At 49.1% G+C, this 22119-nt stretch carries 21 protein-coding genes; 13 read left to right on the top strand and 8 right to left on the bottom strand.

Features of this window, described 5'->3' with window-relative positions; translation table 11 throughout:
- Positions 1-120: 120 nt before the first annotated feature.
- Positions 121-510, bottom strand: a complete 390-nt coding sequence (locus AB3Y96_RS10745; RefSeq protein ID WP_040045017.1) for a DUF805 domain-containing protein — start codon at positions 508-510, stop codon at positions 121-123.
- A gap of 293 nt (positions 511-803) precedes the next feature.
- Between AB3Y96_RS10745 and AB3Y96_RS10740 the strand changes: the two genes are divergently transcribed.
- From AB3Y96_RS10740 to AB3Y96_RS10720, 5 genes are read left to right on the top strand one after another with little or no spacing between them, the layout of a single operon-like run.
- Positions 804-2393 (top strand): ABC transporter substrate-binding protein, encoded by a 1590-nt coding sequence (locus tag AB3Y96_RS10740; RefSeq protein ID WP_367299146.1) that lies wholly within the window; start codon positions 804-806, stop codon positions 2391-2393.
- Positions 2394-2449: 56 nt separating this feature from the next.
- On the top strand, positions 2450-3403 hold the full coding sequence (locus tag AB3Y96_RS10735; RefSeq protein ID WP_367300309.1) for an ABC transporter permease: 954 nt from the start codon (positions 2450-2452) through the stop codon (positions 3401-3403).
- A complete protein-coding gene (locus AB3Y96_RS10730) occupies positions 3403-4215 on the top strand; it encodes an ABC transporter permease (RefSeq protein WP_367300308.1) in 813 nt (270 codons plus the stop codon). The genes AB3Y96_RS10735 and AB3Y96_RS10730 overlap by 1 nt, the downstream gene beginning before the upstream one ends.
- On the top strand, positions 4209-5027 hold the full coding sequence (locus AB3Y96_RS10725; protein ID WP_367299145.1) for an ATP-binding cassette domain-containing protein: 819 nt from the start codon (positions 4209-4211) through the stop codon (positions 5025-5027). The genes AB3Y96_RS10730 and AB3Y96_RS10725 overlap by 7 nt, the downstream gene beginning before the upstream one ends.
- A complete protein-coding gene (locus tag AB3Y96_RS10720) occupies positions 5027-5617 on the top strand; it encodes an ATP-binding cassette domain-containing protein (RefSeq protein WP_072307209.1) in 591 nt (196 codons plus the stop codon). The genes AB3Y96_RS10725 and AB3Y96_RS10720 overlap by 1 nt, the downstream gene beginning before the upstream one ends.
- Positions 5618-5791: 174 nt before the next feature.
- Here AB3Y96_RS10720 and AB3Y96_RS10715 read toward each other — a convergent pair whose 3' ends face one another.
- The 3 genes from AB3Y96_RS10715 to AB3Y96_RS10705 all read right to left on the bottom strand — a co-directional run bounded on the left by AB3Y96_RS10715 (position 5792) and on the right by AB3Y96_RS10705 (position 9862).
- Positions 5792-6931: an ABC transporter substrate-binding protein gene (locus AB3Y96_RS10715; protein WP_367299144.1), complete on the bottom strand. Its 1140-nt coding sequence runs from the start codon at positions 6929-6931 to the stop codon at positions 5792-5794.
- Between the two features lie 184 nt (positions 6932-7115).
- Positions 7116-8399: an HAAAP family serine/threonine permease gene (locus tag AB3Y96_RS10710; protein WP_072307207.1), complete on the bottom strand. Its 1284-nt coding sequence runs from the start codon at positions 8397-8399 to the stop codon at positions 7116-7118.
- Positions 8400-9211: 812 nt separating this feature from the next.
- Positions 9212-9862 carry a transglycosylase SLT domain-containing protein gene (locus tag AB3Y96_RS10705; protein ID WP_072307205.1) on the bottom strand — a complete coding sequence of 217 codons (651 nt, stop codon included), beginning with the start codon at positions 9860-9862 and terminating at the stop codon, positions 9212-9214.
- 169 nt (positions 9863-10031) lie between these two features.
- On the opposite strand from AB3Y96_RS10705, the gene ghoS reads away from it, so the two are divergent.
- Positions 10032-10352, top strand: coding sequence for a type V toxin-antitoxin system endoribonuclease antitoxin GhoS (gene ghoS / locus AB3Y96_RS10700; protein ID WP_072307204.1), 321 nt, complete (start codon positions 10032-10034; stop codon positions 10350-10352).
- A gap of 301 nt (positions 10353-10653) precedes the next feature.
- Positions 10654-11526 (top strand): fructosamine kinase family protein, encoded by an 873-nt coding sequence (locus AB3Y96_RS10695; RefSeq protein WP_072307203.1) that lies wholly within the window; start codon positions 10654-10656, stop codon positions 11524-11526.
- 72 nt (positions 11527-11598) lie between these two features.
- Here AB3Y96_RS10695 and AB3Y96_RS10690 read toward each other — a convergent pair whose 3' ends face one another.
- Entirely contained in the window at positions 11599-12144 is a 546-nt protein-coding gene (locus tag AB3Y96_RS10690) for a YniB family protein (RefSeq protein ID WP_046459579.1), read from the bottom strand.
- A 317-nt stretch (positions 12145-12461) separates the two neighbouring features.
- Here AB3Y96_RS10690 and hxpB point away from each other — a divergent pair, with 317 nt between their 5' ends.
- The 3 genes from hxpB (at position 12462) to AB3Y96_RS10675 (ending at position 15452) form a co-directional block, all read left to right on the top strand.
- Positions 12462-13124, top strand: coding sequence for a hexitol phosphatase HxpB (gene hxpB, locus AB3Y96_RS10685; protein WP_367299143.1), 663 nt, complete (start codon positions 12462-12464; stop codon positions 13122-13124).
- Between the two features lie 149 nt (positions 13125-13273).
- On the top strand, positions 13274-13816 hold the full coding sequence (locus tag AB3Y96_RS10680; RefSeq protein WP_046459581.1) for a metal-dependent hydrolase: 543 nt from the start codon (positions 13274-13276) through the stop codon (positions 13814-13816).
- A gap of 244 nt (positions 13817-14060) precedes the next feature.
- Entirely contained in the window at positions 14061-15452 is a 1392-nt protein-coding gene (locus AB3Y96_RS10675; RefSeq protein WP_072307201.1) for an L-cystine transporter, read from the top strand.
- 81 nt (positions 15453-15533) lie between these two features.
- Here the strand turns inward: AB3Y96_RS10675 and kdgR are convergent, their stop codons facing one another.
- Positions 15534-16322, bottom strand: coding sequence for a DNA-binding transcriptional regulator KdgR (kdgR, locus tag AB3Y96_RS10670; RefSeq protein ID WP_367299142.1), 789 nt, complete (start codon positions 16320-16322; stop codon positions 15534-15536).
- Positions 16323-16544: 222 nt separating this feature from the next.
- On the opposite strand from kdgR, the gene AB3Y96_RS10665 reads away from it, so the two are divergent.
- Positions 16545-17921, top strand: a complete 1377-nt coding sequence (locus tag AB3Y96_RS10665; protein ID WP_072307199.1) for an MFS transporter — start codon at positions 16545-16547, stop codon at positions 17919-17921.
- Positions 17922-18218: 297 nt separating this feature from the next.
- On the opposite strand, the gene AB3Y96_RS10660 is transcribed toward AB3Y96_RS10665, so the two are convergent.
- Complete coding sequence (locus AB3Y96_RS10660) at positions 18219-18608, bottom strand: hypothetical protein (protein ID WP_367299141.1); 390 nt, start codon at positions 18606-18608, stop codon at positions 18219-18221.
- A gap of 303 nt (positions 18609-18911) precedes the next feature.
- Here AB3Y96_RS10660 and AB3Y96_RS10655 point away from each other — a divergent pair, with 303 nt between their 5' ends.
- Together AB3Y96_RS10655 and AB3Y96_RS10650 are read left to right on the top strand one after the other, a co-directional pair.
- Positions 18912-20591: a YadA-like family protein gene (locus AB3Y96_RS10655; protein ID WP_367299140.1), complete on the top strand. Its 1680-nt coding sequence runs from the start codon at positions 18912-18914 to the stop codon at positions 20589-20591.
- Between the two features lie 163 nt (positions 20592-20754).
- Positions 20755-21171, top strand: coding sequence for a hypothetical protein (locus AB3Y96_RS10650; protein ID WP_072307196.1), 417 nt, complete (start codon positions 20755-20757; stop codon positions 21169-21171).
- A gap of 52 nt (positions 21172-21223) precedes the next feature.
- Here AB3Y96_RS10650 and AB3Y96_RS10645 read toward each other — a convergent pair whose 3' ends face one another.
- The gene (locus tag AB3Y96_RS10645) at positions 21224-21874 is read right to left on the bottom strand and encodes a riboflavin synthase subunit alpha (RefSeq protein WP_072307251.1); all 651 of its coding nucleotides are present in this window, start codon (positions 21872-21874) and stop codon (positions 21224-21226) included.
- Positions 21875-22119 lie beyond the last annotated feature (245 nt).

Genomic DNA, 22119 nt, shown 5'->3' with positions numbered 1-22119 from the left:
GACCACACCGATGGAGTCGTAGCGGCGTAAGCCGCCTGAGCGCCCCGCGGTGTGGTAGACCCGTGTATCTCGATCTCTTAAACCAACGTCATTACTTCCTAAAAACCATGTTTTTTCAGGCTAGCTAATAATCGACGATGTCGGCGCGGCAACATCTTTTGGGTTAGCACCGAAACGGTTGCTGCCTGGTTGGCTATCGAAGACGGCGAAGATAAACAACACAAACCAGCCAACGATCGGGATAAGACCGATCAACACCCACCAGCCGCTGCGGTCAGTATCGTGGAGACGGCGAACCATAACCGCAATCGAAGGAATAATTAACAGCAGGCCGTAAACCACGGTCAGCACGCCTTCGCCACTCTCATTGCTCCAGCCTAATGCATCCTGTACGAACCCCAATAGAATTGTGATGATGGCGTTTATCAGTACGAACCACCAATACTCTCTACGTCTAGCGCGGTCACGAAAATTGAAATAGTTCTTCAGAACCTTCAGATACCAATCCATCGTTCTTCCTTTTATCCAGAGCCATAAATCTCACCTGATTGTATTCTGCCCACCAAGTGATAATTCCGTATATTGATAACAATCAATTATGTCTCGTCACAAACATTTCAGCCAGAAATGTAGGCTAAATGAGCGCAAAAAAAATCTGGTCATGCGTAAAGTATGCAAAAAAAGTATAAAGTGCATACTTTGCCGGTTCGAGTTGACACAAATCATGTTTGCGCAGATAGGCGTCTGCTATAAATCCCAGCGTTTTATGTCATACAAAAATAATGGGACGATCAGGAATCCACATGCCACTAAAACTAAAAGCGCTGCCCTACGCACTCGCCTTCATTTTTGGCGCACTGCCACTTATTTCTCACGCCAGCGCGCAACCAGCCACGCAGCACACGCTTAAACTGGCCATTGGCGAAGAGCCGACTGAAGGTTTTGATCCGCTACTTGGCTGGAGCCACGGTAGCTACTTGCTGTTACATAGCCCACTGTTAAAACAAAAGGCCGATCTTAGCTGGGATAACCTGCTGACAGAAAAAGTCACCAACAGCGAGGATGGCAAAACGTGGACGCTAACGCTAAAGCCTAACTTAAAATTCTCTGACGGCTCACCGCTCACGGCCAAAGATGTCGCCTTCACTTACAACCAAGCCGCACGCGGCGGCGGCAAGATCGATATGGGCAACTTTGCTTCGGCAAAAGCGCTAGATTCGCGCAGCGTAGAAATGACGCTCTCCGCACCGCAAAGCACTTTCGTTAACGTATTAGGCTCACTGGGCATCGTTTCCGCAGAAAAATATGATGCTAAAACCTACGCTCAGAAGCCTATCGGTGCGGGCCCTTATCGACTGGTAAGCTTTGAGCCGGGTCAACAGCTCATCGTTGAAGCAAACCCTTATTACGCCGGCCACAAAAATGATTTCAATAAATTAGTTTTTGTCTTTTTAGATGAAGACAGTGCCTATGCGGCAGCACAAAGCGGTCAGCTTGGCTTGGTGCGTATTGCGCCATCTATGTCGGTAAGCGGACAAAATGGCCTGAAGCTGTGGGTGCGACCAAGCGTAGAAAATCGAGGCATCGTATTCCCAACCACGCAGGCAGGGAAAAAAGACGCCAATGGTTATCCGATTGGCAATAACGTCACCGCCGATGTCGCCATTCGTCGTGCCATCAACTACGCCATTAACCGCCAACTGCTCGCCGATCAACTGATGGAAGGCCACGCGATCCCTGCCTACAGTGCGGTTCAAGGATTACCTTGGGACAGCAAAGCCGCAGCGTTTAAAGACGGTGACATTGCCAAAGCCAAGCAGATTTTAGACGACGCGGGCTGGAAAGTCGGCAGTGACGGCGTGCGGGTGAAAAATGGTCAGAAAGCCGAATTAACCCTGTGGTACACCAGCGGCGACAGCACCCGCCGCGATCTGGCGCAGGCCGTCCGTTCCATGCTTCAACCACTGGGTATCAAAATGGATTTGCAGTCCGGTAGTTGGGAAACCGTCGAACGCAACATGCATGCAAACCCAACGCTGTTTGGCTGGGGCAGTTTAGATCCGATGGAGCTGTATCATCATTACAGCAGCAAAGCGGCCGGGGTGGAGTATTACAATCCGGGCTATTACAGCAACAAGATCGTCGATCAGCACCTGCAGCAAGCGCTCGATGCGCCAACGTGGCAAAAAGCGGTACCGTTCTGGCAACAGGTCGAATGGGATGGCAAAACGGGTGCGGGCGTACAAGGCGATGCGGCTTGGGCTTGGTTGCTCAATGTGCAGCATACCTACTTAGCCAACCCCTGCGTCGATTTAGGTAAAGCGGCACCTGAAATTCACGGTAGCTGGTCCGTTCTCAATAATCTGCAAGATTGGAAGTGGACGTGCCATTAAAACGCTTCGCCGATCTCAGCCTGATACTCACGCGTTTACGCGGTTTGCGTCAGGCTGTGTATACCCTCTTTCGTTTAGCTTGCCTGCTGACGCTGGTGTCGGCGGGCACGTTCACGCTGCTCAGTTTTTCCCCCATCGATCCCATTCGTGCCTATATCGGCAATGACTTGCTGCATGTTCCCCCGCAGCAATACCCGTTGATTGCCGCCCGTTGGGGATTAGATCAACCGCTGTGGCTGCGCTTTTGGCACTGGTTCTCACAGGTGCTGCACGGCGATCTTGGCTACTCGATGCTGTATAACGCGCCCGTAGCCGACGTGATCGGCGAGCGATTCGCCACCTCTTTCGCCTTATTGGCCAGCGCATGGTTGTTATCCGGTTTTTTAGGCATGTTGCTAGGCTTTAGCGCGGGCCGCTATCTCAACCGTTGGCCCGACCGCTTGATTTGCCGTATCAGCTATCTGTTGTCATCGCTGCCCACTTTTTGGGTTGGGCTTTTACTGCTGGTTGTTTTTGCCGTCCACTGGCCATGGTTTCCGGTATGCTGCGCTTGGGAGCCGGGTAGCAGCGCACAGGATGCAACGATCGTTGAACGCATTCGCCACCTGATTTTGCCCATGATTGCGCTCAGTCTGATGGGCTTGGGACAGATCGCATTGCATACCCGCGAGAAAGTCGCCGAAGTTATGCACAGTGACTTCGTACGCTACGCGCAGGCACAAGGTGATTCAGGCTGGTCCCTATTACGGATTCAGGTATTTCGCCACGCGCTGACGCCCGCGCTGTGTCTTCAATTTGCCTCGGTAGGTGAATTACTCGGTGGTTCTCTGCTGGCAGAGAAAATCTTTGCCTATCCCGGACTGGGGCAAGCCACGATTGATGCGGGCCTGCGCGGCGATATTCCTTTGTTGATGGGCATCGTATTATTCAGCACCCTGTTAGTCTTTGGCGGAAATACGTTAGCCGCGGTGCTGTTGGCAAGAATGAATCGAATTTTGGAACGTCAATGATGCTGCATAACCCCGCGCCGTCGCTGTTACGCTTTGTGCTTTCGGCCCTCGTGCTGGTGACTCTCACGCTGTATGGGATTTCGTTGCTCTCGTCAGATATCCCATTGGATCTGCTGGCACGCTATCAGGCGCCTAGCGCCGTACACTGGTTTGGTACTGATAATCTGGGGCGCGATCTGTGGTTGCGCTGCTTTCAAGGCGCGCTAACGAGCCTGCAGATTGGTATCGGCGCTTCGCTGTGTAGCGGGATCATCGCCATGCTGGTTGCCAGCCTGACACTGCTGCATCCTGCGCTCGATCATATGCTGCGGTTACTCGTTGATACCCTGCTGTCGTTGCCGCACCTGCTGTTATTAATACTCATCTGCTTTACCGTTGGCGGTGGCAAACACGGCGTTATTTTGGCCGTGGCGTTAACCCACTGGCCGAAGCTGTCATTGATTCTGCGCGCCGAAGCACAGCGTATCCGCACCAGTGACTATATGACTCTCGCCCAGCGTTTGGGAAATAGCCGCTGGTATTGCTGGCGAGCGCATTATTTGCCTGCTCTAGCGCCTCAATGGTTTGTTGGCACGCTATTAATGTTTCCGCATGCGGTGTTACACAGCGCGGCACTTAGCTTTCTCGGCTTCGGCCTAGCGCCGCATGAGCCTTCGTTAGGCATTTTGTTGTCTGACGCACTGCGTTTTCTCAGCAACGGTTGCTGGTGGCTGGCGGTATTTCCGGGGCTAATCCTTCTGCTGATCGTGTTGCTGTTTGATCAATGCGCTCGCGCGATTCAACAGCTATGGCTAAGGAATCAATCATGCTGAATTTCGACAACGTGACTATCGAGAGCGCTCGCTATAGCTGGTTTGGTCGTAAAAGATGGTCGCCCATCCTGAGCGATATTAATTTTACGCTACGCCGTGGCGAAGTGGTCGCGTTGGTGGGCGGCAGCGGCGAAGGAAAAAGTTTATTGCTGCAGAGCGCCTTAGCCCTACTGCCGCAGAACCTGCGCAAACGCGGCGATATTCGCTTAAACGGCGAAGCGCTTGATGCGCTGCAATGCCAAAAGTTACGCGGTAACACCTTATGTTATGTGCCACAGGGCGTGAGCTCTCTCAATCCACTGCTCAACGTTGGCACTCAACTCTCTCGCAGCCTGCACCTGAGCGGCAGCCATACCTGTGCGCTTGCTCTCGAACAGCAAATTAAACATTACCAACTGCAAGCCGACGTTTTGCTGAAATATCCTCGTCAGCTATCTGGTGGAATGGCCAAACGAGTGCTCGCCTGTAATGCCGCATTGGGCGGCGCGCACTATATTCTGGCCGATGAAATCACCGCGTGGCTCGACGAGCCGCTGGCCTGCCAGCTGTTGCAGCAGCTACGCGATCTCAGTGCACAAGGCGCCGGTGTTTTGTGGGTGACTCACGATTTGTCATTAGCCGCTCGCTTCGCCGATCGTATCGTCGCCCTCAACGAAGGGCGGGTCAGCGATGACATCACGATCGACGCTCTAAAAAACGGGCACGGCAGCCCTACGCTACAAAAACACTGGCTCGCCCAGCCGGAGCACCATCCGTTATTTACCCACGTGCCCGCTGATGATCTCGCAACCTGTAAAATGAGGCGCGTTTAATGTTGCGTATTTCAGCGCTCAGCATAGAACAAGATAAGCGCCAGCTATGGCATGACTTTTCGCTCAACGTTTTGACCGGAGAGCGGGTAGGAATTTCAGCCCCTAGCGGCTACGGAAAAACAACATTAGGACGGGTATTAGCCGGCTGGCAGCCTTATCAGCAAGGGAGTATTACGCTTGACGATGCGGCGTTACCTTGCAAGGGGTATTGCCCTGTTCAGCTCGTTCCTCAACATCCTGAACTGACGTTCAACCCTTACCGCACCACGGGGCAAGCATTGCGCGATGCTTGGCACCCAGATGCTGAACAACTTTCTCGTTTTCACGTCAAAGCAGAATGGTTAACCCGTAAGCCCAACCAACTTTCTGGCGGCGAGCTGGCGCGTATTGCGCTGTTAAGAGCGTTAGATCCCCGCACGCGGGTGTTAATTGCCGATGAGGTCACCGCACAGCTCGATCCTCATATTCAGCGGGATATCTGGCAGCAACTGATCATTGAGTCGCAGCAGCGCCCGCTGAGCATGATTATTTTTAGTCATCAGCGGGCATTGTTGGAGCAGATTTGCACGCGCGTCGAGGTGATAGCGTAGTTATTGGGTTATGGATAAAAACACCAAAACTCGACCAACATCGTTTGCTTATACGACCGAGATACACGGGGCTTGCACCCCGCGGGGCGCTCAGGCGACTTACGTCGCTACGACCCCATCGGTGTGCTCTCACTAAAATAAGACTCTGGTAAACAACACCATAAACTCTACAACTTATTTTTTATTCACTGGAGCCTGTGCGCCAAAAACAGCGTCGGACTGTGGGATCTGGGTAAATTTCGCAATGATGGTGCGGTAGGTTTGTGCAGGCTCAAGGTCGGTAAACTGCTGCGGATAAATAAACTTGGCTAAATAATCCAATCCTACAATGTTGTAAGGATGGTTATAGAAATTGTGGTACAAGCCATACAGATGGTTTTCCTGCACGGCTTTTATTTGGTTGAATCCATTGCGGGCTTTCAACTGACCAAAACGGTCATCCACCTGCTGAGACTTGACACCGTAACCGAATGGAATAGCAATACTGTCTTTATTTTTCCAGCGAGCACCGGAAACCACGTAAACATCCGGCTTCAGGCTGATCACTTTCTCCATCGATATTTCACCGGTCGCGCCCGGTAATAACCCTGACCCGAGATTCTCCGCGCCGATCGCCTCAACCATACCGCCAAAACCAACGTGCGCATGGGTAAAGCAGCACGCTTGCGCCCCGCCAACGCCCGCTTTTGCTTCAACAAATACGCGCGGTTTTGGCGTGACTTTGGCGGTTATCGACGTTATTGCCTGCAAGTGCTGCTGATAAAAATCGGTATATTCTTTTGCTTCCTGTTCGCGATTAAGTACTTCACCTAACAGTTGGATGCTTTTCGGCGTATTGGCGATAGGCTGTAAAAAGGTATCCACGAACACCACGGGAACGTTCAGTGCCGCTAGCTGTTTCAGCACTCCGGTATCGGCTAGCGCGGGCTTGGCACGCAGTTGAGCTATCATTAAGTCCGGTTTACGTGCTATCACGCTTTCTAAATTCACCTCGCCCTTATCGCTAAAGCCCATATCAGGAATTTTATCTGCCTCTCCCGGCCACTTTTGGTTCAGCACCGCAAGCGTTTCAGGATCGCTTTTTTTCAGCAAATTGTTCCACGCCACAATTCGGCTAAACGGATCGGCACGATCGAGCAATGCCAGCGTCATGATGTCACGCCCATCCTGCACCACAATGCGCTTCGGCTCATGCTGCAAGGTAATACGCTGGCCGGATGTGTCTGTGATGGTCAGAGGATAAGTCGTTGCGATAACGGGGGCAGATACCGCCAGCGCACATACCAGCGCTAATCGATTGAAAGAACGTGCCATAAAGCTCTCCTGGAATGACCAAAATGGTCAATTGGTAATGATAATAAGTTTTATTTGCACGTAAAAATAAAGAATCTTGCCCGTAATTACAAACGAAATGCTTTTCTAAGTATGAATAGGCTCGATAAAAACAAAAAAAGCCGCGCTTCACAGCACGGCTTTTCACTTGAGCATTTTCGTAAGATTAGATCAGGCTGTAGACCAGCGCTGACAATGCAATCAGGCCCATTATCAACACAAAAGGATTGGTGATTGAACGGTATTTTTTCATCGCTGGCACTTTATGAATGGCATAAATTGGCAGAATGAACAGGATAACCGCAATCAGTGGTCCACTGATGGTTTCAATAATATGCAACGCGCTTGGGTTCAAGAAGGTCACCAACCACGTTACAGCAAACAACAACACCGCAGAGATCTTGTGAGTCACATTGGACGACACTTTCTTACCCACGCTGCGGAACGCGCCGTCAATCAAGCTAGTGGCACCTTCGGTCACGCCCAGCGAGGTTCCCAAATAGGATTTCGACATCGCCAAAATCGCCATCACCGGTCCTAAGTAGGCGATTAATGGATTTGAGAATTTATTCGCCAAACTCGACAGCACGGTAATATTTTCATCGCGTGCCGCCAACATTTCAGCATGCGACAGGCTCATCACACAGCTAAAGACAAAGAACAAAATGCTGACACAAATCATCATGTAGCTATAGCGCATGATACGCGCACAGCGACGCTCGGCCCCCTCGCCGTACAGTCCCTTTTGGGTGGAAGAGAACGAAGAGATGATCGGTGCATGGCTAAATGAGAACACCATCACCGGAACCGCCAGCCAGAGTGAACGCCATAATTGAGGGTCGCTCACCGACGTTTGCTGCAGGCCGGTGAAAAATGCAGATACGTGCCAATACGGGATCAGATAGAGAGAGATACCCAGCAGGAACACAATCAATGGGAAGACTAAAATCCCCATTGCCGCGACAATCGTCTCTTTACCGGTGCGCAGGATCAAACTCAGCGCCGCTACTACGCCTAAGCTCAACCAGATCCTCGGCGGCGGCGTAACGTGGAACTGGTTTATCAAGAAGCTTTCCAACGCATTGGTAATGGAGATGCTGTACACCAAAACTATCGGGAAAAAGGCCAGTAAATACAGCACCATGATGGCCTTACCCGCCAAAATGCCGAAATGCTCTTCAACCACGTCGGTGATATCACCGTCACGGCTTGAACCTGATAATACAAAGCGGCTAAGTGCGCGATGCGGCAAATAGGTTAATGGATAAGCCAAAATCGCCATCAAAATCAAGACTAACGGGCCGTTCAAGCCGGCGTTGATAGGCAAAAATAGCGTACCCGCACCAACCGCCGTGGCATAAAGCCCAAACATCCAGACTGTGTCTGTTTTATTCCACTTGGACGGGCGTTCTGTCGCTACCCGACCAGCATCAGGGGAAATAATACTCATTAATTCACTTACCTTCTTTGTGAAACGTGGGCCAACGCAGACATCCTGTTCTGCCCAAATGTGTCCTGCACTTTTGTAGATCGCTGTTATGAGCTGGCCTAAGGCCATATCGCGCAGGAAGCACAGAGTTCAATTCCGCAGGCGACACTCATTAGTTCTAAGAACGTTTAAAAACAATGAGTTATCAAAAAAGCAAAACGATTGCGGAATAAGTGCGGAGAGAAGGATAAAGAATTTTGATAAAAAAGTCACAAAAGTTGAATTTTACAGCACAAAAAACCGCAAAAATTGCGGCTAGACCATCCCAACGTTGGGTCATGAAAGCCGCCAACGCAGCTACGGTTTCAAAATATGAACGCCCTCAAAGCCCATTAGAATCTCAGCAAGGCGTCAAATGAGCGAGTCCCAATGAGCTGACATTAGTCAGTGATTATTCTGGCGAGCGAATGCAGCCAACACAGCGGTGGTTTCAATATGAACGCCCTCAAAGCCATTGGAATCTCAGCAAGGCGGCAAATGCGTGAGTCCCAATGAGCTGATATTAGTCAGTGATTATTCTGGCGAGCGAATGCAGCCAACACCGCTGTGGTTTCAATATGAAAGCCCTCAAAGCCATTGGAATCACAGCAAGGCGGCAAATGCGTGAGTCCCAATGAGCTGACATTAGTCAGTGATTTGGGCGAACAAATGCAGCCAACACAGCTGTGGTTTCAATGGCGCAGAGGGAAGAGGGAGATGACTGTGGTTAACCTACAGCCTTATAAGGGCTAACCACAGTCAGGACATGGCCTGATGTACTGCTTGAATGCGTTTTATTGCACCATCGCGAGATACGCGGTGTTTACCTTCCACAGATAACGCGGAGCCTGCGCTGCCGGATGTCGTTTTTGGATATGCTGATAAAAAGCTTCCGGTGACATGCTGTTGATTTTGTCGATCGCGACCTTACGGTTTGGCGAGAACGTCCTCAACATGGCCCCTGCTCCGTTGGCATACGATACGATCATCGCATAGCGCATGGTCTTAGGGTTTGATATTCCGGCTAACTGCTGATTCTGCAAGATATTGAGATAGGCAGTGCCTAAATCAATATTAACCGCAGGATCTTTTAACTCACGCGACGTTGGTTGCCCGCCTCGTCCCTTCTTGCGGTAAGCATCCTTACCTGCCGTTGAAGCTTTTAACTGCATCAGCCCGATGGCATTAGATGTACTGACTGCGTGAGGATTCCCTCCTGACTCAACCTGAATAATGGCCTTTATTAAGGTTTCATCAATGCCATAACTGTTTGAGGCCGTTCGGATATAGGTTCCAAACTCTCCATCAGGTGGCGTTCGTGCATCTAGAAAACTACCGCGAGCATTGTTGTTGACGTTTAACTTTACTGTTTGAGGCGGTGTTTGCTCTTTCGCACACCCAGCCAAAAGCAATACCGCCAACATGCAACTGATTCGTTTCTTCACCGTTGCGAGATCCTCTGCGTATGTTGGTCCGTGGTGGATGTTGCCAGAAAAAAAAGGTCTTTGGCTAGTTGATTTTTACGATTTGTTGCTCAATTCACCCTTTTACACACATTTTTCGTCTATTTATAGGCTATGATTATTCAGTTAAATGCACCAATTGAGGTACTCCATGAGTCAATCTGCTATTGCTTGCTATGTAGTGACCTTCAGTTATCCGCAGGCCGATCTTGCGGAAACCGCCAAGCTCAACAACCAACTCATGTTGGAGGGGTTTGCGACTACCGTCGCGGATTCTGACGGTATTCCCCATGAACTGGGACCCAATAGCTACGCCATCACAAGCCTACAGGATAAGACCGACGTTGAGCGCCTTGCTCAGGCGTTAGGAAAAGTAGCATTGGGCCAAGAACCCGAAGTGGAAGCCGTTTTGCGCGATGAATATTTCACCCAGCTTTGGGCGACAAGGAATCCATCTAAAGGGCAGCATTAGCTGCCTATTTTATTTCAGATCAAGTAATTAACAGAAATTAGCTGATTGCCCTTTTTTGTACTTTACGTTCATTAGCACAGCGGTTACGGTCAAAATAGCATCACATAACTATGTTCACCTATATATATGCCCTAGAACATTCGCGCTCATGAATGATTTCAAGGGAAATATAATGCCAGTTCCATTCACGAACGCTATCCAAAATAGTTCGAGTTGCATTGCGGTGGTATCAGGTTCGGAGTAATGAACACAACCAGCAAAGACGCCATTTGAAATATGACGGGTATATAGGGGGTACACCATGTGGCAAGCTGTAAGTCAGTTATTATGCGGACACTTTGACCGAGCCTTTACTATCCGCGAAAAACGTGAACTCCCTGGCGGCGAAGTCCATCAGGCTTGGTGTGTTAGCGATGGCGAACATCAGGTCTTTATCAAATGTGACACCCCCGACTTCCTACAAGATTTTAAGGCTGAAGCGGATCAGTTAGCCTGCTTGGCGCGTAGCCATACGGTAAAAACACCGCAGGTTTATGGCGTTGGTGCCACGCGCGAGGCCAGCTTTTTACTACTGGAGTATTTGCCGGTGCGTCCACTTGATGCCCACAATGCCTATCTATTCGGTCAGCAACTCGCGCGTTTACATCAGTGGAGCGAACAGCCTCAATTTGGTTTCGATTACGACAATCACCTTTCCACTTCCCCACAGCCGAATACTTGGCAGCGCCGCTGGGCCAAATTCTTTTCTGAACAACGTATCGGCTGGCAATTGCAGCTCGCTGCGGAAAAAGGCATTCATTTCGGCGATATCGACAGCATCGTAACCGCCGTTGAGCAGCGTTTACACAACCACCAGCCGCAGCCTTCACTGCTGCACGGCGATCTCTGGCCGGCGAATATGGGGCTCAGTGCGCAAGGGCCGGTGATTTTCGACCCTGCTTGCTACTGGGGCGACCGCGAATGTGATTTAGCCATGCTGCCGCTATTTTCGTTGCTGCCCGCCCAAATTTATGACGGTTACCAAAGCGTTTGGCCGCTGCCGACATCATTTATTGAGCGTCAGCCCGTTTATCAGCTCTATCATCAGTTGAATATGTGCAACCTGTTCGCAGGGCCACATTTGGAGACCGCTATTCAAGCGATTGACCGTTTGATGGAGAAAGATGTGGCGTAGATTTTCTGCTTCCCTGTAAAAAAGCTCACCGTAAAGTGAGCTTTTTTATTAGCCTACCCGCGTTGTCGTGAGTTACACCAACCCGAGCAGCTTCAAAATAAAGTACCCGATCACCGCCACGATAATTGGCAGAATATACAGTGGGAAAAACTGCAGGAAAATGGTATGGCGCGGCAACACAATGCGTTTTTCTAACGCTTCACGCGAATGCCCTTCAGCCCCTTTCATCTGTTCTAAAATCAGCTGGTCTTCAATACCTTCGCGAATATGACGCACCTGCCGTGACATGCGAGCCCCCGAGGCTTGCAGTGCCATTCCCACAAAGATCAGCCAGTAGATGATCCAAAACATGATATTACCGCCGGTAAATCCCTGCCCTAATACCGGCTGCGGTGAATTGAACCAGAACACATCCAGAAAATGGGTATTAAACTTCACCATATCAATCATCACGTGCACGAAGTCCAGCATGACGGCATTAAGCCCTTCTTGCTTTTGGCTATGCTGATAAAGAAAGTTAAGTATCGACACCGTGGTTGAAAGCAGCGCTGGAATAAAAACTATCCACCCGAATATCCGTTTTGCCACCGCAACCCAACCAGCTTGTTGGTAGGTCATGCCATCCCCTTAATTTGAAATACCCGTCATATTTCAAGCTGCCTCTTTGTGGGCCGCGCTCATTTGCCGACACACTGCAACTCGAATTACGTTGGCTAGATGCGTAATTATCGCCTTGAATAACGGCAGTCTACGTGGCTGTTTCCGTTATCGCAATCTCAACTGATTGAATTGATTGGTCAGGTTTGCTGATACTTTAGGTTCGTCTAGTATAACTGGCTTAACCAAAAGCGGCGTGAATGTTAGAGTACCCGCAGCAAATAAAGTTATGACGCTGAACATAGGTTCAGGCGGTCTTAAACCACCTAGATGAGGGAATGCCTGTGAGTCGCATTGAAGCCGTAATTTTCGATATGGATGGGTTACTGATAGATTCTGAACCACTATGGACTCAAGGAGAACACGATGTATTTTCCTCCTTAGGCATCGACGTTGATGCAGCGAATGTTCCTGAAACCCTAGGCCTACGCATCGATTTAGTCGTAAAACTTTGGTATCAGCGCACGCCATGGCAAGGCGCAAGCCAAGAAGAAGTGACTGAGCGCATTATTCGCCGCGTCATTGATCTGGTGCGTGAGACCAAACCGTTGCTGCCCGGCGTTGAACACGCGTTAAAACTGTGTCGTCAGCAGGGAATGAAAATCGGTTTAGCCTCGGCGTCACCGCTTTATATGCTTAACGAAGTGCTGGACATGTTTAGCATCAGCCAGTATTTCGACGCCGTGGTTTCGGCAGAAGCATTACCGTATAGCAAACCGCACCCTGAAGTTTATCTTAACGCCGCTCAGCAACTTGGCGTAGATCCCCTCAACTGCGTGACGCTCGAAGATTCGTTTAACGGCATGATCGCCACCAAAGCTGCTCGTATGCGCTCTATTGTGGTACCCGCGCCGGAGAATATTAACGATCCTCGCTGGGCATTAGCCGATGTGAAGTTAAACAATCTCAACGAACTCACTGCGGCGAATATTCAGCCTTAATCAACGTTAAAACCAAGCGGAGCCTGCTTTAGGCTCCGTTTTATGTATATTTATACAGCAAACAGTCATCTGTTACGCTGTCACCTCTTGCTTCCTGCGAAAACTCCGATATGCTGGATAAATTACCAGTACCCTCGGCGAGTTTTATCATGACGGCGGAAGGCCATCTTATTTTTTCTGTCGCTTGTGCCATTTTCGCTAAAAAAGCGGAATTGACGCCTGCGCTCGCCCATGGAGACTGGTGGCATATCATTCCCGGTGCCTTGCTCACCTGCTTGTGGCCAGATATCGATCATCCAAAATCAGTTCTTGGGCAACGCCTTAAATGGTTGTCGTCACCTATCGCGCGCATGTTTGGTCATCGCGGCTTTACGCATAGCCTGCTTGCGGTCATCGGCGGCGTTTTTCTACTGAACTGTGAAATGCCGAGCTACATGGGGATCCCCGTTGACGCCATGCACGCAATGGTGATCGGATATCTCAGCCATCTGCTTGCCGATATGCTCACCCCCGCCGGTGTGCCTTTGCTATGGCCCATTCGCTGGCGTTTCCGGCTACCGATACTCAATTCTCAGAAAGGCAATCAGTTAGAGCGGATCTTATGCATGTCTCTGGTGGGCTATGCACTATATTGGGGCGGTGATTTAATGCCTTTTTACGATTTACTCAGATATGTAAGTCATAAATTATGACGGAAATCACACTGCACTGGTTACAAACCCTTCGTTTTGACTGTTTAGCACACAAACTCGATGCAAAAATTATAATAAATTCATTTTGGATATAAGCATCACATGTAGGGTGCTGTTAGCATATATAGCATTGATTAAGACAATCACGTTTCAGCGTAGGTTAGCACGTGGCCCAACGAGGCTGCGGCGTCCTTAGGGCACGCCGGAACGTATAAAAACATATATTAGAAATTTGGAGATTGGGATGAACCTACCGCTCGTGATTAACGTGCTGGTGTTTGTGGCGCTTTTATTGCTGCTGGCACAGACGCGTCGTACTAAATGGAGCCTCGCTAAAAAAGTTTTAGTCGGCTTATTTATGGGTGTCCTATTTGGTTTAGGGCTACAGCTGGTTTACGGTTCAGACAACCCCGTACTCAAAGACTCTATTAGCTGGTTCAACATTGTCGGTAACGGCTACGTACAACTGCTGCAAATGATTGTGATGCCGCTGGTGTTAGTTTCTATTTTGAGCGCCGTCGCTAAGCTACATAACGCTTCATCGCTGGGCAAAATCAGCTTCCTTTCTATCGGCACTCTGCTGTTCACCACGATGATCGCAGCATTAGTTGGGGTGTTGGTAACTAATCTATTTGGCTTAACGGCCGAAGGTTTGGTTCAGGGTGTACAAGAAACCGCGCGTCTGGCCGCGATCAATACCAACTATGCGGGTAAAGTTTCAGACCTAAGCGTTCCTCAGCTGGTACTGTCATTTATCCCTAAAAACCCGTTTGCCGACCTAACCGGTGCGAGCCCCACCTCTATTATCAGCGTAGTTATCTTTGCGGCGATCTTGGGAACGGCGGCGCTGCAGCTGCTAAAAGATGATGAAGTTAAAGGTAAACGCGTTCTTACCGCTATCGACACCCTGCAATCACTGGTGATGAAGCTGGTTCGACAGATTATGAAGCTGACACCATACGGCGTACTGGCGCTGATGACCAAAGTGGTTGCGGGTTCGAACATGCACGACATCATCAAACTCGGCAGCTTCGTGGTTGCGTCCTATCTTGGCTTGGCGATCATGTTTGTGGTACACGGCTTATTGCTGTCGTTTACCGGCATTAACCCACTGAAATTCTTCCGCAAAGTCTGGCCGGTTCTGACATTCGCCTTCACCAGCCGTTCTAGCGCTGCCAGTATTCCATTGAACGTGGAAGCACAAACCCGTCGCATTGGCGTACCTGAATCTATCGCCAGCTTCTCAGCGTCCTTTGGTGCCACTATTGGCCAAAACGGCTGTGCGGGGCTTTATCCTGCGATGTTAGCGGTGATGGTTGCGCCAACCGTAGGGATTAACCCACTCGATCCGCTGTGGATTGCGACGCTGGTGGGTATTGTCACCGTGAGTTCGGCAGGCGTTGCAGGCGTTGGCGGCGGAGCAACCTTCGCTGCGCTGATCGTGTTACCCGCGATGGGGTTACCCGTTACGCTCGTAGCGTTGCTTATCTCCGTTGAGCCCCTGATTGATATGGGCCGTACCGCGCTGAACGTGAATGGTTCTATGGCGGCCGGCACCATCACCAGCCAGATCCTGCGTCAAACCGATAAGAGCGTATTTGACTCTGAAGAAGAAGCCGAGCTGGCACATCAGTAATTAGCGAATATTATTTGCAAAAAAGGGAGCCATTGGCTCCCTTTGATATTTATCTATCGCAATAAATTAGAACGCGTTTATTTAGAACGGATAGTGGTGATAACCCAGCTGCTCAGAAATATTACGCGCTGCGGTATGCAGCATTTTAACGTATTCGTGTTTAGCATCTTCGGAGAAACGGATCGTTGGGAACGAAATACTCAGCCCCGCAATCACCACGCCAAAGCGATCAAAAACAGGCACAGCGATACAGCGCAGCCCTTCTTCCTGTTCTTCGATATCTTCACCAAAGCCTTGCTCTTTCACCGCGTCTAGCGCCGCCAGCAACGCTTCAGGGGTAAGGATCGTTTTATCGGTGCTACGCTTGAACTCAATCTGGCTGATGATTTCTTCTGCTTCGCTACGATCGCGCCAAGCCAGCAACACTTTACCAATGGCGGTCGTGTGCAGCGGATTGCGACGACCAATACGCGAATACATACGCAGGTTATACATTGAGTCAATTTTATGAATGTAGACGATCCCATCTTCATCCAAAGCGCCCAGGTGAATAGTTTCACGCGTCAAGCGCGAAAGCTCGCGCATTTCAATATCGGCGCTGCGGATCAAATCAACATTTTGCAAAGCATGCGCGCCCAGTTCGAACAGTTTAAGCGTCAGCGAATATTTCTCTGATTCACTCTCCTGCGAAACATAGCCAAGAGACTTCATGGTTTGCAGAAAACGGTAAACGGTGCTTTTCGACATCATGACGCGCTGTGACAGCTCAGTGATGCCTATTTCGCGCTCCTCGGTGAGCGCTTGTAAAATCCCAAACACTTTAAGTACAGAAGAGACCGAATCGGGTTGTTTATCTATATCTGTTGACATTGTATTTCTTTACCCTATCAGATGATTAAATCGAACCTATGTTTCATTATAAAAGGAACAGCTACTGAAATACAGCCTGTTAAACAGGTTAATCAGGTGGTTAACCGTTTCCGCACGCTAGATCCTTTGTTACAAACAAAGCTAAATGTGACGGTGGTCTCAAGTGATAATAAAAGTTATAGTTCCGCAACTGACTAATAAACTCTTAACGATTGTTGCTGAATGAAATCAACCATAAATGATGGCGTTCCACTGCCTCAACGATACGGCGCAATTTTAGCCATTGCACTGGGTATTACCGTCGCGGTCCTTGATGGCGCGATTGCTAACGTCGCCCTTCCCACTATTGCCCGCGATCTTAACGCCTCTGCCGCAACGTCGGTTTGGATTGTTAACGCCTACCAGCTAGCGATTACCATTTCTCTGCTCTCGCTGGCCTCCTTAGGCGATATCATCGGCTACCGCAAAATTTACCTCACCGGATTGTTGGTGTTCAGCGTAACGTCACTGGGTTGCGCCATGTCCGACTCACTCTGGACGCTCACCCTTGCTAGAGTGCTGCAAGGCTTCGGCGCGGCGGCGGTAATGAGCGTGAACGTCGCTTTGGTGCGTCTAATTTACCCTCAACGTTTTCTCGGCCGAGGAATGGGGATTAACGCATTAATCGTCGCGGTTTCGGCGGCGGCGGGGCCATCGGTCGCAGCAGCAATTCTCTCCGTGAGTAGTTGGCCGTGGCTATTTGCCGTTAACGTACCGATTGGCATTGCCGCCTTTATTTGCGGCATGAAATTTCTTCCAGAAAATCCGCCAAAAGTGGGTAAACCGAAGTTTGATGGCTACAGCGCGTTGCTTAACGCCCTCACTTTCGGCCTGCTGATTTCGGCCATTAGCGGATTTGCCCAGCGCCAGAATAACTTTTTATTGTTGGGCGAACTGGTCGTTATGTTGATTGTAGGTACACTTTTCGTGCGCCGTCAGCTCAATCAAGAGTTTCCGCTGTTGCCCGTCGATCTATTGCGTATTCCAATCTTTTCGCTGTCGGTAGGAACATCAATATGTTCCTTCAGCGCACAGATGCTAGCATTCGTTTCACTGCCCTTCTTCCTGCAAACGGTTCTCGGCAAAACGGAAGTGATGACCGGGCTCCTGCTAACGCCTTGGCCTATTGCCACCATGATAATGGCACCGATTGCCGGACGACTGCTTGAGCGCTTTAACGCGGGGCTACTGGGGAGTATTGGGCTGATGCTATTTGCTATTGGGTTGTTGTCGCTGGCGTTGCTTCCTTCCCATCCAACTAACATCGATATTATCTGGCGGATGGCGCTGTGCGGTGCGGGTTTTGGTATTTTTCAATCCCCCAACAATCACACCATGATCTCTTCCGCGCCGCGCCATCGCAGCGGCGGCGCCAGTGGAATGCTTGGCACTGCGCGTCTACTGGGACAAACCAGCGGAGCTGCTTTAGTGGCGCTGATGTTCAACCTGTTTGGCGATCTGGGTACGCATTCGTCGTTGCTACTGGGTGCCCTATTCGCGCTTTGTGCCGCGATTGTCAGTAGCCTACGCATTCGCCAACCAAAGCCAGCCGCTCAATAACATACTAAAGCTGTACCATGCCGTCATTGATAATGTTGCGCAATGACGGCATGTTTTTGACGGCATGTTTTGCCTAAAATCGCCTCGTTGGGATTTCCGCTCCAAACAGCCAGCCCGCTTTATTCCACCTAGCCAGCAGCCAGCCAAAAAACCTCAATAGATTGAAAAGTAAGAGCATATTCTCTTTAAACGTTGAACCATTCTTATGATAACGGTTTGATAAAATTTAAATAGAACGCTTAAGAACCAGCAGAATTTAGTAAAAAAAAGCGCCCACGAAAGGAGCGCTTGAGATGGCTATTCAGGTAGATGTTTTTCAAGATAGTCCAAAACTTTTGGCGTCACTTTGTGCTTGCAGAATTCGTAGCTTTTCCAGAAAGCAGGATCGCTGAGGTAAATCTCTGAAGGTGTGCGGAAATCTTGCAGAATCATAAACTCACAGAAAAGCTCAGGCGACCTCTTTTGCACAAACTCAAGCAACCTAATCAACGTTTCTGCCGCTGCAGGGATCTCTTTAACATCACCACTTAACCACTTATGACTTGTTGATCTATGAACCTGACACAGCAGCGTAAGTAAAGCTGGCTCAATCTCCATGCGTTCAAATGTTTCTCTAAACGCTTCACTCATTACATTCACCGCCTTTATAGAAATTTGATAATTATCAATTAAAGTTGATTTTACCACTTTCTGCACCCATCACAAAATTGTTGCTTTCTGCGACAAAATCAAATCTCACGATGATTCATATATTTACACCAATTTACAAAACAAAACTTAATTCGTAATGAAAATAAATAATCCACTAACGCACCTAATAGATACGTACATTCGTTTCTGTAAGAGCGGTTATTATCATGATAACGATTACAGTGTGATTTTAGTCACTAGACCAGAATAATAATTCACGCCTAAGATGTGCGTAAAGCGACACAAAGACGTTTCTGTAGACACAATAATTTAACATTACTTTTTTTAGAGATAACTTTGATGAAAACCACCTCCATAGCTTTTTTCGTTGCAACCGCACTGACAGCCTCACATGCAGCTAACGCGACAAATACCGACGTAAACAACTTTATAAAGTTAGCAACTGCCCAAGGCACCCCCTTCAACGCGGTGCGCGACGCTTACCAAAATCTTAACGCTCGTGACCGTTTGATCGTGGATGAAACACATAGCCGCGCGGGTATCTCTGATGGTATGTATAACGATTTCTCAACGGATGCACCTACCGCAATCACGCCAGCAGGTTGGAACAAAGAAGCGACGTTAAAACAGCTTCATCCATTGGTTTCAGTAGCCCCAGCAGCACCTGTAACACAGCCAACACAGGCGCAATTGAAAGCTCAGTTTGCCGCACTAAAGACAGCCAAATTAAAAGCCGATATTGAAGCTAAACGTGGTGAATCTAGAGCAGCCGCCAATGTCGTGCGCACAGCATCGCAACACATCGCGCCACTCATTACAGCAGATGAACAGACCGCACGTGATAACGGTCAAGACTTGGCAATCAATGACGCACACGCCACCGCAACACAGGCCATGTACAAAGCAAATTCTGCTTATAACTATGCCGACACAGTCCATCATGAAGCAATGGTGATAGGTGCAGACGTTGACACCAACACGGCCAACATTAAAACGAACACCAGTGAAATAGCGTCTGTAAAAACAACGCTTGATGACACAACAAAAACAGCCAATCTTGCAGAAACTAAGGCTACCACCGCGTTAGATGTTGCCTACATTGCAAATGGCAAGGCAGACCAGGCACAGACCGCTGCAACAATCGCCAATGACAAAGCAGACCACGCACAGGTGACCGCTAACACAGCTACCGATAAAGCAGACCATGCGCAGCAATCAGCCGATCATGCCAATGTCAACGCGAATCAAGCGCTGAAAAACACCTTCAATCTGTCAAGCCACATTGCAGCAAACGAGCAAGGTATTAAGGCCAACGCAGCAGCTATTGAACAGAATGGATCTAATTTAGAAACCGTTGCCGAGTATGCCAAAAGCAATCACGACCAAATCAACCAGGCTAAAGCGACTGTAACGGGTATTCAGAAGAAGGAAGCCATTCAGAACGGTTCACGCGTGCAGGGAATGATTGCAGCTAAGCACAACGCTGAACAGGCTGACACTCAGCAGCAGATTAAAAACATAGTTTCTTCTGTATCTGCTCAGCCCGATCACGCAACACAAATTACAGCTAACCGTGATGGTGTCGCTAAGAATGCTGCCGGTGTTCAGAAGCTAACCAAACAACAACGCATTGATTCTGTTTACTACGGTGAGCAAATTCAGAACTTGGCAACAAATACCCATTCAGCCATTCGTTCAACCCAATCGCGTGTAAGCGATAACACGGCGTCTATCAACAAGCTGAACAGCAATTTCAGCAGCTTGAAAAACTCGGTAGATGATAACCGCAAAGAGGCTAATGCAGGCATCGCTGGCGCAACGGCCATTGCATCAATGCCGCAGGTCAAGTCTGGTGACTCATTTATGGTCTCTGCAGGCGCTGGTACATTCAATAGCGAAAGCGCTGTTGCCGTCGGTGCTTCATTCAATGCAGGCGATCATACCGTGATAAAAGCAGGCGTTTCAGCAGATACTCAGTCAGATTTTGGCGCGGGTGTTGGCATCGGTTTTTCATACTAATTAACACAATGCCCACTGTAGTATGTAAACAGTGGGTATTTTCGCCGCCCCCTAACGCCCACTTGATGAAACTCATCTATATATATTCCTAGGTGAGCAAAAAAGCGGTGCAATGACGACGGTTAACATTAAGACTTATTCCCTGACAAGTAAGGTAAATAGAATGAAAATGCCAAGAGTAATCGTTGCAGGACTGATAATTGGCTCGCTTGCGGCCTGCTCATCTCAAGCCGATCGCATGGCGAAATGTGAGTCTCAGGGGATCAGCAAAGACGCCTGCTATATCGCCGAACAAAGCCGACAAAACGCAATTAACTCGGCGGCCGAGAAACAGGCACTAGAAAATGCGCAAGCACAGTATGGCCAAGCAACACATAAACCTGTGGTCAAAACCGGCTATGGCGTAACGGTCAAGCGTGGTGCTGATGGTATTGTCACCGTTGATGGTAAGCCTGCGGCATTAGATGAAAAAAATGCCGATGCGTCCGTCTATTCACAGGGAAATTATCAGGTGATTTTCTATACCAAAGGAAAGGTGGCGCTGATGGAAAACCGTCAGTTTAAAGGCTATTTGAAATAAGGATAAAAGCCGGATGAGGTGAAAACAGCATCCGGCTGCGCTTTTTACAATATTAAGCCACGGAGTCAACATTCATGGCCGCTTGCAATGTTGCGTCACGGCTGGCTAACACGCGCTCTACCGTATCAACCACGGCTTGAGTCTGCGGATCGATCTCAATATTGACTTTATCCCCCAGACGCTTCACGCCAAGCGTAGTGCGCTGCAGTGTTTCTGGGATCAAATGTACGCAAAAACGGCTCTTCGTTACCTCTCCGATAGTCAAACTAATACCGTCGATGCCGATAAAACCTTTATGCAATACGTACTTCATCAGCTCAGGATTTGGCATTTTGAACCAAATTTGGCGATTGTTCTCTGAAGTCAGGATTTTTACGATTTCAGCCGTACAGATGATATGGCCCGACATCAAATGCCCACCGATTTCATCATTAAACTTCGCTGCTCGCTCAAGATTCACCACGCTACCCACTGTCACATCGCCCAGATTGGTGATACGCAGCGTTTCTTTCATCAAATCAAAGCTAACAAGGTCACCTTCCACTTTCGTCACGGTCAGACAACAACCGTTATGAGCAACGGATGCGCCGAGCTCAAGTTCAGGCAATAACTCCTGCGGGAATTTGACTACATGAGTACGAAAATTTGATTTTTCATCAATGGACACGACGGGAGCGGTGCCCTGAACAATGCCGGTAAACATAAATGATGCCTCTGCAATAATGTCTTTTCGAAAACAATTATCTAGCAGTTTGCCGCAAACCATAGATAAATCCAAATCTAGCCGGCAAAAAACAGCATATGCCCCACTCATCAACTACACTTTTCATTCTCTTGTGCCGTATCTGCAGGTAGAATCATTCACTCACTGTTTATACTCATCACGTTTGACGCCGCATCGGTGATCGAATGCTGAGTATCGCGTTACCCTCTTTAGGACTTTCCGCG

The organism is Hafnia alvei, from assembly GCF_964063325.1.
Classification (GTDB): Bacteria; Pseudomonadota; Gammaproteobacteria; order Enterobacterales; family Enterobacteriaceae; genus Hafnia; species Hafnia alvei_B.
The sequence above is the reverse complement of the archived record's forward strand: the minus strand, read 5'-3'. Positions and strand labels throughout refer to the sequence as shown.

What these genes read in the sequence shown, in the direction of transcription:
- AB3Y96_RS10720 (WP_072307209.1), top strand. Translation starts at nt 5,027, where the DNA reads ATGTTGCGTATTTCAGCGCTCAGCATAGAACAAGATAAGCGCCAGCTA.
- AB3Y96_RS10650 (WP_072307196.1), top strand. Translation starts at nt 20,755, where the DNA reads ATGAAAATGCCAAGAGTAATCGTTGCAGGACTGATAATTGGCTCGCTT.
- AB3Y96_RS10725 (WP_367299145.1), top strand. Translation starts at nt 4,209, where the DNA reads ATGCTGAATTTCGACAACGTGACTATCGAGAGCGCTCGCTATAGCTGG.
- AB3Y96_RS10680 (WP_046459581.1), top strand. Translation starts at nt 13,274, where the DNA reads ATGACGGCGGAAGGCCATCTTATTTTTTCTGTCGCTTGTGCCATTTTC.
- ghoS (WP_072307204.1), top strand. Translation starts at nt 10,032, where the DNA reads ATGAGTCAATCTGCTATTGCTTGCTATGTAGTGACCTTCAGTTATCCG.
- AB3Y96_RS10690 (WP_046459579.1), bottom strand. Translation starts at nt 12,144, where the DNA reads ATGACCTACCAACAAGCTGGTTGGGTTGCGGTGGCAAAACGGATATTC.
- AB3Y96_RS10740 (WP_367299146.1), top strand. Translation starts at nt 804, where the DNA reads ATGCCACTAAAACTAAAAGCGCTGCCCTACGCACTCGCCTTCATTTTT.
- kdgR (WP_367299142.1), bottom strand. Translation starts at nt 16,322, where the DNA reads ATGTCAACAGATATAGATAAACAACCCGATTCGGTCTCTTCTGTACTT.
- AB3Y96_RS10745 (WP_040045017.1), bottom strand. Translation starts at nt 510, where the DNA reads ATGGATTGGTATCTGAAGGTTCTGAAGAACTATTTCAATTTTCGTGAC.
- AB3Y96_RS10695 (WP_072307203.1), top strand. Translation starts at nt 10,654, where the DNA reads ATGTGGCAAGCTGTAAGTCAGTTATTATGCGGACACTTTGACCGAGCC.
- hxpB (WP_367299143.1), top strand. Translation starts at nt 12,462, where the DNA reads ATGCCTGTGAGTCGCATTGAAGCCGTAATTTTCGATATGGATGGGTTA.
- AB3Y96_RS10715 (WP_367299144.1), bottom strand. Translation starts at nt 6,931, where the DNA reads ATGGCACGTTCTTTCAATCGATTAGCGCTGGTATGTGCGCTGGCGGTA.
- AB3Y96_RS10675 (WP_072307201.1), top strand. Translation starts at nt 14,061, where the DNA reads ATGAACCTACCGCTCGTGATTAACGTGCTGGTGTTTGTGGCGCTTTTA.
- AB3Y96_RS10665 (WP_072307199.1), top strand. Translation starts at nt 16,545, where the DNA reads ATGAAATCAACCATAAATGATGGCGTTCCACTGCCTCAACGATACGGC.
- AB3Y96_RS10655 (WP_367299140.1), top strand. Translation starts at nt 18,912, where the DNA reads ATGAAAACCACCTCCATAGCTTTTTTCGTTGCAACCGCACTGACAGCC.
- AB3Y96_RS10645 (WP_072307251.1), bottom strand. Translation starts at nt 21,874, where the DNA reads ATGTTTACCGGCATTGTTCAGGGCACCGCTCCCGTCGTGTCCATTGAT.
- AB3Y96_RS10710 (WP_072307207.1), bottom strand. Translation starts at nt 8,399, where the DNA reads ATGAGTATTATTTCCCCTGATGCTGGTCGGGTAGCGACAGAACGCCCG.
- AB3Y96_RS10730 (WP_367300308.1), top strand. Translation starts at nt 3,403, where the DNA reads ATGCTGCATAACCCCGCGCCGTCGCTGTTACGCTTTGTGCTTTCGGCC.